Genomic DNA, 11990 nt, shown 5'->3' on the forward strand with positions numbered 1-11990 from the left:
TGACCACCTCGGGGCGGAGGTGGACGCGGGGGGGGGGGGGGGTTCCCCCCCCCCCCCCCCCCCCCCCCCCCCCCCCCCCCTTTTCCCCCCCCCCCCCCCCCCCCCCCCCCCCCCCCCGAGGTCGGTGACGGTCAGCGTGACGGTGGTGTCGAGCCGGTGGCAGGACAGCCGGTACCACTTGGCCGGGTCGAGCGTCAGCTTGGACTTCACCACCACGGCGCCGTCGGTGCCGCGGACCACGCAGGACGCGCGGTGCTTGTCGACCTGGATCTTGAACTGGGCCGAGTCCGCGAACAAACCGCGCTGCAGCACGTTGTCGCCGTTGTCGATCTCGCTGCCGCTGGAGTGACCGTCGAGCCGGACGTCGGCGCCGAAGGTGAACTCCGACGAGCCCGGTGACAGCCACTCCTCCGGCTCCACCCGGAGCGCCGCGAACGAGCCCTTCGACGTCCCGGCGTACGGAGGGAAGCGCAGCGCCACCCCGTCTTCGCGGCCCTTCTCGAACTCCGCGACCGGTTTGTTCACCGCGAGCAGGTCGACGATCGCCGCGGCGGAGCCGTCGCTGCGGATCTCCTTCCCGGCCGCCGGGCCGGGCTGCTGGTCGTCGAAGGTGAGCAGGAGCTGCGGCCGCGGCGGGGTGTCGGTGGCCGCGGCCGGGTCGACACCGCCGGAGTCGCCGGCCGCCGTACCGCAGCCGGCCAGCAGCAGCGCGGCAGCCACCGCGGGCCAGAGTTTCGTTGTCCTTGGCATCTGTCCACCTCCTGTCGGCAGCGTAGCCGGGCCCGGCGTCACCGCGGCCGCAGCAACAGTGTCCACATGTTCGCCGTGGAGTTCGAGCTGTTCGCGACGGCGGCGAGTCCGCCCTGAGCGCCGGTCGGTACGGCGGCACCCCGGTCGGTGAGCAGCGTCGAGATGTGCCCGCTCGGCGAACCGAACGACGTACTCCGGACCTGCTCCCCCGCCGGTGCCGTCCACGCGCTGGTCGCCGACGACTTGTCGGTCCAGTACGAGACCCGCCAGGCTCCTGGCACGGTGTTGTCGACGACCGGCGTGGTGTGCGTCGACCGGGTCACCGACTCGGTGGCCGAGTCGAAGGCGGCGACCGGACCGGACAGACTCGTCCCCGAGTACGCCGCGACCGTCAGGCCCGCCTTGCTGTACGACCCGACGTTGACCGACACGGTCTGGCCCGCGTCGTTGGCCCCGGCAACCTTCTGCCAGACCCGCGTCACGTAGCCGGCGCCGTTCACGGTCCGCAGCAGCGTCCAGCCGGTGACACCGGTCGGACCGGTCAGCGCCGCCGTCGAGTTCTGGGTGAAGAACAGCAGCAGCCCGTCACCCGCACTGGTCGTCGGCGGCACGGTCACCGAGTGCGTGAGCGCGTTCTGGTTCGACGCGTTCGCCCCGACGAACTCGACCGGGTTGGCCACGTCGGAGACGGTCAGCGGCCGGCTGTCGGTCCCGGTCGCGTCCTCGTCGTCGGTCACCGTCAGCGTCACCGTGTAGGAGCCCGGCGCCGCGTAGGTGTGTTCGGGCGTCGGCCCGCTGGCCGTCGTACCGTCGCCGAAGTCCCACTCGTACGCCGTGATGGCGCCGTCGGAGTCGCTCGAGGTGAGCCCGGAGAAGTCGCAGTCGAGCAGGTCGCAGGAGCCGGTCCAGGCGGCCGACGGCCGGAGGTTCGGCACCGGACCGGTTCCGGCGAGCAGGAACGTGCCCTGCGAGCGCCAGTCCTGACCGTCGATTCCCGGGCCGCTGGTCACCACGGCGGTGCCTGCGACGGGAACGTTGTTGGCGAAGTTCACCCGGTGCAGGTTGCCGTCGGCGCTGGTCGCCCAGTACAGCTGGTTGCCGGACAGGAACATCCCGGACACCTGGTTCCAGCTGACGCCGGAGATGTTGCCCGCGGCCACGAACCTGGTGACGCCGAGGATCTGGCTCTCCGGGGTGAAGTAGCGGTAGTACAGCGACGACTGGCCGGCCAGCGTGTAGAAGAGCCGGCCGTTGCCGAAGAACATGCCGGTCATGTTCCGCAGGTCGTTGGCGAAGGCGGTCATGCCGCGCAGGTTCACGTTGCTCGACGGGCCGAAGGTGCTGCCGTTGAAGGTCCGCCGGGTCAGGGTGCCGTCGGTGGTTCCGGCGTACAGGTTGCCGTCGATCATCACGGCGCCGCGGGCGTTGGTGAAGTTGGCGGTGCCGGTGCTGACGGTTGTTGCCGCGCCGGCGGTCATTCCGTCGTACGAGCGGACGGTGGTGGTGCTGCCGAGCCGGTAGACCGGGCCGGGGAGCTGACCGGTGAAGCCCGGCGGCGGGGTGAGCGACGAGTTCGGGAACATCGCCAGGCGGCCGTGGAACTCGTAGTTCTGGCCGGTCCGGTCGGTGTCGCTGCCCATCAGCAGGCCGCCGGGGACCGCGGTCAGGTCGAAGACGCCGACCCCGCGGGTCCGGGTCGGGTTCCACGAGTACGGCAAACCGTTCAGCGGGTCGAGCGCGGCCAGGCCCTCGCGGGAGACCGAGCCCGGTACGGCGGAGTTGCTGCCGTTCGTGTTGTTCAGCCAGCGCTGGTGGCCGCCGACGTAGACCGCGACTCCGGTCACAGCGACGCTCCACAGGGTGTCGCCGCCGGTGTAGTTGATCCAGGTCGGCTGCAGGTTGGTGCCGACCGCGTTGGTCTCCCAGCGCGAGGCCGAGTCGCACAGACGGTCGGGCGGCGTACCGCCGGTGGTGACGACGACGAAGTACGCACCGTCCGGCGCGAAGTCGACGTCGTGCACGTAGGTCCAGAACTGGTCGGAGCAGTTCGGTTCGAAGCGTGGCGTGTACCAGTTCCGGACCGCGGCCGACGGCCCGGTCAGGTCGAGCATCACGATCTGCACCCGGCGCTGCCCGCCGACCAGCGAGAAGTTGCCGATGGCCACCAGCTTGCTGCCGTCGGGGGTGATGTCGAGCTTGTTGACCTGGAGCTCGGCACCGCGGACCGGGTTGGCGAAGGTGAGGGCCAGGAACGGGTCGACCGCGCCGGTGTCCGCGTTCACCGCGGCCAGCACGGTCCGGCCCTGACCACCGACCGAGGTGAACAGTCCGCCGAGGAACAACCGGCCGCCGGCGAGCTTGACGTCGTACACCGTGCGGTTGACGGTCGGCCGGAACGTCGTGACCAGGCTGCCGTCGGTGAGGTTGACCCGCGCGAGCCGCGGCTGGCTGACGCCCTTCACCGAGGTGAAGCTGCCGCCGATGTAGATCGACTGACCGTCCTCGGCCGCCGCCAGGGTCTCGACAGCGCCGTTGACCGTCGGCAGGAAGGTGTTGTCGAGCGCGCCGGTGCTGGCGTTGTAGGCGAAGATCGACCGCCGGCTGATCTGCGTCGAGCTGGTCGCGGACCGGATCGTGGTGAACGTCCCCCCGACGATCACCCGGTTCCCGACCTGGATCAGCGCGTGCACCTCGCCGTTCAGCGCGTGCGGTGTCCAGTCGACCGGGTCGGCACTGACGATCGTGGACTGCGGCAGCTGCACCGCCTCGGCCGCACGGTCGGCTCCGGCCGAGAGCAGCGCTCCGATCAGAGCTAGTAGTAGTACGACCAACGGCAAACGGCGTAACGCCATCACGGACCCCCTGGACCCACGGCCCCGGCCGGCGCGCGGGTCGCCCCGCGCTTCCCCCCACCCGGGAACCGCCACTGTGGTGGTGGACCGGCTCGCGCTCCGCGGGAAGAGCGCCGGCCCACCGGTTGCCCCGCTGCGTTCCTTACGGCGCCGGGGCCACCACGACGCTGAACATCAAGGCCCGGGCGGACGACGAGTCCGCCGTCGCGGTCAGGCCGCCGAGCGTGCCCGGCCCGAACGGTCCGCTGTCACCGGTCAGTGCGGTGACCCGGCCCGAACCACTGCCGGTACTGGCGTTCCGGACGGTCAGACCGGCCGGAGGGGTGAGCGTCGTCGTGGCCGACGACTTCTCGCCCCAGTAGCTGACCAGGCGGGCGCCGGCGACCGACGACGCCACCGTCGGCGTCGTGTGGGTCGTCCGATTGACGGTCTCGCTGCCCGCGGCCGAGGCCGCGACCGGCGTCGTACCGGAGACGCCGGAGTAGACGACCAGCGTCGCGTTGCCCTTGGTGAGCGACGACGTGGTCACCCCGACCACCGACCCGGCGTCGGTCCCGGTCGCGGTCTTGCGCCAGACCCGGCCCTGCTGGTTGGTCGAGCTCGCGGTCTGGACCTGGGTCCAGCCCGCCGGGCCGTTCACCGTCGGCGCCGGGTCGTTGTCGCTGAAGAACAGCAGCATCAGCGCGCCGGCCGGTGTCGCCGCCGGGACGGTCACGTTGAACGCGTTGCTGTTCAGGTTGACGCCCGCGCCGCCGACGAACGTGACCGGGCTGGCGCCGCCGGTGGTGACGGACACGTTCTGCGTCCGCTGCCCGGTGCCGCCGTCGTCGTCGGTCACCGTCAGCGTGACGGTGTAGGTGCCGGCGGCGGCGTACGTGTGCGTCGGGCTCGGCCCGGTCGCCGTACCGCCGTCGCCGAACGACCACTGGTAGGACTGGATGGTGCCGTCCGGGTCGGTCGACCCGGCCGACGAGTACGTGCAGTCCAGGTTGCTGCAGTTGATCCCGACCTGGGCCACCGGCAGCTGGTTCGGCGGCGCGGGGATGCCCTGGAACAGGAACAGCCCGCGGGACCGCCACTCACCGGTGGACACCGTCGTCGACGACCCGGTCGGTACGCCGGTCGCCTGCGACCAGCCCGCCCGGCGCAGGTCGCCGTCGGCCGAGCTGGCCCAGTAGAAGCCGGTCGGCGTCACGAACATGCCCTGCACCTGGGAGAAGTTGACCCCCGCGGTGTTGCCGGTCGCGGTGTAGCGGGTCGCGCCGACCACGCCGCTCTCCGGCGTGAAGTACCGGTAGAACAGGCTCGACTGGCCGGACAGCGTGTAGTAGATCCGGCCGGTGTCGAAGAACATCCCGGTGATCTGGGCGACCTCGCTGTGCCAGGTCGTCATGGTCACCAGCAGGTCGCCGGTGTTGATCGCGGTCGCGCCGCCGAAGCTGTTGCCGTCGTAGGTCCGCCGGTTGAACGAGCCGTCCGACCAGCCGGCGTACAGGACGCCGTTCAGCATGAAGGCGCCGCGGTTCGAGGTGCCCCAGCTGATCCCGCCGTTGGGCACCGCGGCCGGTGCGCCGAAGGTGGTTCCGTCGTACGACGTCCGGGTGACCGTGTCGGCCACCGGGCTGCGCGGCCCGGCCAGGTACAGGTTGTTCGGCAGGACCGGCGTGTTGTTGGCCGGTACGACGGTGCCGCCGGCCAGCGGGAAGTAGGCGATCCTCGGGTGGTACTCGAAGTTCTGGCCGAGGTGCTCGGTGTCCGAGCCGACCCACAGGCCGGTCGAGGTCGCGAGCAGGTCGAAGACGCCGACCCCGCGTTCGCGGGTCGGGTTCCAGGAGAACGGCAGGCCGTTCACCGGGTCGAGCGCCGCGATGCCGGGCCGCGAGACCGCGCCCTGGCCCGCTCGGTCGCCCGCGAACGGGTTGTTCTGCCAGCGCTGGTGACCGCCGACGTACACGGCGGTGCCGGTGGCGGCCACGGCGTACGTGGTGTCACCGCCGGTGTTGTTCAGCCAGTAGTAGCTCAGCGCACTCCCCCGCGCGCTGGTGTTCCAGCGGGCCGTCGAGTCGCAGGCCGTGCCGGCGCCACCGTACGCGCCCGTGGTCGAGACCACGAAGTACGAACCGTCCGGCGAGAAGTCCAGGTCACGCATGTAGGTCTGGAACGACGCCGAGCAGCCGGTGTTGTAGAAGTTGGTCTGCCAGTTCTCGACCGCCGCGGTCGCACCGGTCAGGTTCAGCATGAAGACCTGGTGGTGCTTGACCCCGGAGATGGTATCGAAGTTGCCGATGGCAACCAGCTGGCTGCCGTCGGGCGTGGTGTCGATCTTGATCACGGTGGTGTTGCCGCCGTTGTGGACGCCGGCGATCGACAGGCCCATGTACGGGTCCCACGCGCCGGTGGTCGCGTTCACCGTGCCCAGCGCGGGCTGCAGGTGCCCCGCGATGTGCGTGAACGTACCGGCCAGCCAGAGCCGGTTCCCGACCAGCCGCATGTCCTTGACCCGCCCGGACAGCGTGGGCGGGACGAAGGTGGTGATCCGGGCGCCGGTGGTGGCGTTGATCCGGGCGGTGCTCACCGACGACGCGCCGCCGACGGTGTTGAACGAGCCACCGAGGTAGACCGTCGACCCGTCGCCGGACGGCAGGATCGTGGTGACCTCACCGTCCGGGTTCGGGGCGAACGTCGTACTGATCGCACCGGTGGTCGCGTCGAACGCGGCCAGGTTCCGCCGCGCCAGCACCGGCCCGCCGGACGCCGCCTGGATCTGGTTGAACAGACCGCCGATCAGGATCGTGTTACCGACCTGGACGATGGACTTGACCGACCCGTCGAGCACGTTCGGTGTGAAGTTGGCGGGGTCGGCGCTGACCACCCGGTCCTGCGGGACCTGGACGGCCTGCGCCCCCTGTACTCCGGTCAGGCACGCGGCGACCCCCATCGCCAGTGCCAGCAGTGCTGAACAGCTCTTCCGCACGATTCTCCTCCCCAGAAGACCTTGCTCTTGGCGTGGTCCGCGATCAGCTCGGGGCCAGGACGACGCTGAACATCAGCGCCCGGGCACTGGCCGAGTCGGCCGTCGCGGTCAGCCCCGGAACCGCACCCGGGACCACCGGGTCGGTGCGGTCGACCGCCAGCGCGGTGATCCGGCCGGAGCCGGCGCCCGTGCTGTTCGCTCGCGCGGTGGTGCCGGCCGGAGCGGTCAGCGTCGTCGTCGCCGACGACTTCTCCGCCCAGTAGCTGACCAGCTTGCCGCCGACCGTCGCCGACGTCAGAGCCGGCGCGGTGTGCGCCGCCTGGGCGACGGTCTCGCTGCCGGTGGCCGACACCGCGATCGGGTTGGCCGCTGTCCCGCGGTAGGCGAGCAGGGTCGCGTCGGCCTTGGTCAGCGCGGACGTCGTCACGGCCACGGTGCTGCCCGCGTCGGTCGCGGTCGCCGTACGCCGCCAGAGCCGGCCCACCTGGTTGGTGGAGGCGACCGAGTCGACCAGCGTCCAGCCGGCCGGACCGGTGACCGTCGGCCCCGGGTCGTTGTCGGCGAAGAACAGCAGCAGCGCGTCGCCGGCGGTGACCGCGGCCGGTACCGTGACGGCGAAGCTCGCGGCGTTGCCGTTCACCCGGCTGGAGCCGACGAAGTCGATCGACCGGGCCGGGTCGACGACCGACACCGTCCGGGTGGTCGACGCGGTCGCGCCGTCGTTGTCGGTCACGGTCAGGCTGATCGTGTACGTGCCGGCCGCCGCGTAGGTGTGCGAGGCGGTCGCTCCGGACCCGGTCGCGCTGTCCCCGAAGTTCCACGCGTAGTCGGTGATCGTGCCGTCCGGGTCGTTCGAGGCGCCCGCGTTCGTCCCGCACGCGAGGTCGGTGCAGTCCGTCGTGAAGCTCGCCGCCGGGCCCTGGTTGATCCGGGTCACCGTGACCGGGTGCGAGGTCGCCTTGGTGCCGCCCTCGTTGTCGGTCACCGTCAGCGTCACCGTGTAGGTGCCGCTGGCGGCGTAGGTGTGCGACGGCGTGGCGCCGCTGCCCGTGATGGAGTCGCCGAAGTTCCACGCGTAGTTCGTGATCGGACCGTCCACGTCGCTCGACGCGGAGCCGTCGAAGGCGCAGGTCAGGCTGTCGCAGCTCTCCCCGAACGTTGCGGTGGGCAACGTGTTCACGTGGGTCACGACGACGTTCTGGGTCTTGGTCGCGGTGCCGCCCCGGTTGTCGGTGACGGTCAGGCCGACCGAGTAGGTGCCGGCCGCCGCGTACCGGTGCGACGGGTTGGCGTCGGTGCTCGTCCCGCCGTCACCGAAGGTCCACGCGTACGACGCGATGGTGCCGTCGGGATCGGCCGAGCCGGCCGACGAGTACGCGCAGTTCAGGTCCGTGCAGCCGACGGCCGCCTGGGCGGTGGGCAGCTGGTTCGGGCCCTGACCGGTCGGGTCCTGGTACAGGAACAGCGTCCGGGCCCGCCAGTCGATGCCGCCGGTGCTCAGCGTCTGCGCCGTGCCGGCGGTCGGTACGCCGGTCGCCGAGTTGAAGGTGATCTTGCGCAGGGTGCCGTCCGTGGACTGCGCCCAGTACAAGGTGTTCCCGGCCAGCACCATGCCGTTGACCTGCGAGAAGTTCAGCCCGGTCACGTTGCCGGTCGCGGTGAAGATGTTCGCGCCGATCACGCCGGACTCCGGCGTGAAGTACCGGTAGTACAGGTTGTTCTGGCCCGAGCGGGTGAAGTAGATCCGGCCCGAGTCGTAGAACATGCCGGTGATGTTCTGCACCTCGCCGTGCCAGGTGGACATGTTGGTGATCTGGTCACCGGTGTTCACCGGGGTCGGGGTGCCGAACGTGGTGCCGTCGAAACTTCGCTTGTCGAAGACGCCGTTGGACCAGCCGGCGTACAGCTGGCCGTTCAGCATGAAGGCGCCGCGGTTGTTGCCCCAGGTCAGGCCGCCGTTCGGGACCGTGGCGAGCGCGCTCGCGGTGGTGCCGTTGAACGACGAGCGGCCGACCGTGTTGTCCCAGGTGACGAAGATGATGTTCCCGGTCCGCCGGCCCGCGATGTACAGGTTGTTCGGCAGCGTCGGGGTGTTGTTCGGCGCGATCGTGGTGCCGCCCGCGAGCGGGAAGAACGCGATCTTGGCGTGGTACTCGAAGTTGCCGATCCGGTCGGTGTCCGAGCCGACCCACAGGCCGGTCGGTGTCGCGAGCAGGTCGAAGACACCGACGCCGCGCTCGCGGGTCGGGTTCCACGACAGCGGCAGGCCGTTGATCGGGTCGAGCGCGGCGATACCGGGCCGCGAGACCGCGCCCTGGCCGGCCGAGTCGGCGCTGAACGGGTTGTTCTGCCAGCGGGCGTGGCCGCCGGTGTAGACCACCGAGCCGGTGATCGCGACGGCGTACGTGGTGTCACCACCGGTGTTGTTGATCCACGCGGCCTTCAGGTCCGAGCCGCGGGCGGCGGTGTTCCAGCGCGCGGTCGAGTCGCAGGCGGTCAGCGAACCGCCGTACGCGCCGGTGGTGGAGATGACGAAGTACGAGCCGTCCGGCGAGATGTCCAGGTCACGCATGTAGGTGGTGAACGAGCTCGAGCAGGCGGTGTTGTAGAAGTTCGTCTGCCAGTTCTCGACGGTCGCGCTCGGGCCGGTCAGGTTCAGCATGAACACCTGGTGCTTCTTGACCCCGGAGATGGTGTCGAAGTTGCCGATCGCGACCAGGTTGCTGCCGTCCGGCGTGATGTCGATCTTCATCACCGTCGTCACGCCGCCGCGGTGCAGACCGGCGATCTGCAGGTTCATGTACGGGTCGTAGTCGCCGGTGACCGGGTCGGCGGTGGCCAGCGCGGCCTGCGCGTGGCCCTCGTAGTTGGCGAACAGGCCGGCGATCCAGAGCCGGCCGTTGGACAGCCGCATGTCGCGGACCCGGCCGTCGATGCGCGGGAAGTGGAAGCCCGACACGCGGGCGCCGGTGGTGGCGTTGATCTTGGCCACGCTCGGCGAGCCGCCGCCGCTGATGTTGTTGAAGTAGCCGGCCACGAACGCGTTCACACCGTCACCGGCGGGGATGATCGTGGTCACCTCGCCGTCCGGGTTCGGCGCGAAGGTCGCGTCGATCTCCCCGGTGGTCGCGTTGAAGGCCGCCAGGTTCGTCCGCGGGTACGTCGTGGTGCCGTCGCGGGACTGGACCTGGGTGAACTCACCGCCGATCAGGATCCGGTTGCCGAACTGCTGGATGGTCTTGACCGACCCGTCCAGCACGTTCGGCGTCCAGTTCGCCGGGTCGTCAGTGACCAGCTGGTCCTGACTGACCTGCACAGCAGTGGCCGGACCGCCCAGGAACACCAGGCATCCGGTCAACGCCGTCACCAGCGCCATGAGCACACAGAAATAGGACTTGCGCACGTCAACTCCCCCCGCCCCGCAGCGCGCCGAACGGCGGTGCCGGGCACAACCCTTGCCTGGCACACCCCCCAGCGCTCCAGGTCCCCTTGGTCGCACAGTAAACACCTTCGGACCTGCTACCGCAGTACTTCGGCCACAAAACAGTTGCCGGAGCGTCGATCCGTTGTGATAAGTGAACCCGAGGCCACGCCGGCGTCACGGAGGGTGATCAAAACGGCCGCTCGGCTTCCCCGCACCGCCCCCGGTTCGTCACGGACAGGTGCCGAAAACGTCACCGGTCATTGGCGATCCGTTCTCCTGCCCCTATCCTCCTTGTGGGGAGAGCACCAGCTTGGCCGGGGGGCCGGGGTCGCAGGTGCTCGGGAGCACGGGTGGGGGAAATCGGTTTGTCGTCACACAACGTCGCCGCGGCGGGGGCCGGCACGGCGCCCGGACAGCGCCGTCGCTGGTGGGCCGGGTGGCCGCTGTCCGTGCTGTTCCTGGGCTTTCCGCTGTGGTGGGTGCTCGGCCTGACCGAGTTCATCTTCTTCATCGCCGCGGTCCCGATGGCCTGGTCGCTGATCAGCCGCCGGACGGTGATCGCGCCGCGCGGCTTCGGCTGGTGGATCGGCTTCCTGGCCGTGGTCCTGGTCAGCGCGACGATGCTGACCAGCGACGCGCCGTACAGCACCACCGGCCCGCTCGGCGGCACGGTCCTCACCTACGTGTACCGCCTGTGCTGGTACCTGGTGGTCACGATCGTCCTGCTGTACGTCGGCAACACCAGCAAGGCGCAGCTGCCGACCGAGCGCGTGGTCCGGCTGCTCGGCTACATGTTCGTGGTGACCGCGTTCGGCGGCCTGCTCGGGGTGCTCGCGCCGACGCTGCAGTTCAGCTCGTTCCTCGAGCTGGTGCTGCCGCACTCGGTCGGGGCGAACAAGTTCCTGCGCGCGCTGATCCACCCGGCCACCGCCGACATCCAGAACGTGCTCGGCTTCGCCCAGCCGCGGCCGCGGGCGCCGTACGCCTACGCGAACTCGTGGGGCGCGAACCTGTCCTTCTACCTGCCGTTCTTCCTGTACGGGTGGTTCGGGCGCAGCTCGGGCTGGCGGCGGCTGGCCGGCTGGCCGGTGCTCGTGGTGGCCGCCGTACCGGTCGTGTACTCGCTGAACCGTGGCCTGTGGGCGGTGCTCGTGGTCGGCGCGCTGTACGCCGTCGTCCAGGTGATCCGGCTGCGCGGCTTCAACGCGATGGCGTGGCTGGCTCCGGTCGCCGTGGTGGCCGTGGTGGCCGCGCTGCTGTCGCCGCTGCCGAACATGATCAGCGAGCGGCTCGCCCACCAGCACAGCAACGACCGCCGCAGCGAGCTCGCCTTCAAGACCGTCGAGTCGACCGTGAAGGGTTCGCCGCTGATCGGCTTCGGCAACACCCGCGACGTCGAGGGCAGCTTCGGCTCGATCGCCGGCGGCGCGACGCTCGGCTGCCCGGCCTGCGCGGTCCCGCCGTTCGGGACGCAGGGGCACCTGTGGCTGGTCGTGTTCACCCAGGGGCTGCTCGGGACCGCGTTGTTCCTGGCCTTCTTCCTGGTCCGGTTCGCGCGAAACATCCGCAGCCGGGAGCCGATCGCGATGATCGGCTGCGCGGTCCTGCTGTTCTTCCTGATCGAGATCCTGGTCTACGACACGCTCGGCTCGCCGCTGTTCACGCTGATGATCGCGCTCGGCCTGATGTGGCGCGACGAGCGCGAGGCGAAGGCGGTGACGACCGAATGACGCTGATCGCCGATGTCACCACCGACCGGCTGGTCGGTGCGGTGGAGCGGCTCTGGCCCGGCCGGACGGTCGAGGTCGTCCGCGGCCGCCGCCGGACCACGGGGACGCAGGACCTGATCTTCGTTCCGTCGCGCTCGGCGCCGCGGCTGCTGGTCCCGGCCGGGGGGACGGGGGGCGCCGACAGCGGGCCGTCCCAGGTTAACCGATCATTGTCGCGAAAATAAGCCCCGGTCTGGGTTCCGAGAACAGTCGCACTCCCG

General features: G+C 70.4%; 6 protein-coding genes. 2 read left to right on the forward strand and 4 right to left on the reverse strand.

Annotated features, from left to right (window positions below; genetic code table 11):
- The 4 genes from ACZ6Z4_RS35560 to ACZ6Z4_RS35575 all read right to left on the reverse strand — a co-directional run.
- Window positions 1-720, reverse strand: a 720-nt coding sequence (locus tag ACZ6Z4_RS35560) for a hypothetical protein (protein ID WP_465575429.1), incomplete at its 3' end; no start/stop codon positions are given.
- Between the two features lie 68 nt (window positions 721-788).
- Window positions 789-3602 carry a PKD domain-containing protein gene (locus ACZ6Z4_RS35565; RefSeq protein ID WP_465575432.1) on the reverse strand — a complete coding sequence of 938 codons (2814 nt, stop codon included), beginning with the start codon at window positions 3600-3602 and terminating at the stop codon, window positions 789-791.
- A 142-nt stretch (window positions 3603-3744) separates the two neighbouring features.
- The gene (locus tag ACZ6Z4_RS35570) at window positions 3745-6576 is read right to left on the reverse strand and encodes a PKD domain-containing protein (RefSeq protein WP_465575436.1); all 2832 of its coding nucleotides are present in this window, start codon (window positions 6574-6576) and stop codon (window positions 3745-3747) included.
- Window positions 6577-6619: 43 nt separating this feature from the next.
- A complete protein-coding gene (locus ACZ6Z4_RS35575; protein ID WP_465575441.1) occupies window positions 6620-9979 on the reverse strand; it encodes a PKD domain-containing protein in 3360 nt (1119 codons plus the stop codon).
- 386 nt (window positions 9980-10365) lie between these two features.
- On the opposite strand from ACZ6Z4_RS35575, the gene ACZ6Z4_RS35580 reads away from it, so the two are divergent.
- Both ACZ6Z4_RS35580 and ACZ6Z4_RS35585 read left to right on the forward strand, forming a co-directional pair.
- Window positions 10366-11730 (forward strand): hypothetical protein, encoded by a 1365-nt coding sequence (locus ACZ6Z4_RS35580; protein ID WP_465575444.1) that lies wholly within the window; start codon window positions 10366-10368, stop codon window positions 11728-11730.
- Window positions 11727-11954 (forward strand): hypothetical protein, encoded by a 228-nt coding sequence (locus ACZ6Z4_RS35585; protein WP_465575447.1) that lies wholly within the window; start codon window positions 11727-11729, stop codon window positions 11952-11954. The genes ACZ6Z4_RS35580 and ACZ6Z4_RS35585 overlap by 4 nt, the downstream gene beginning before the upstream one ends.
- The last annotated feature ends 36 nt before the right edge of the window (window positions 11955-11990 follow it).

Source organism: Kribbella sp. NPDC104740, assembly GCF_055583505.1.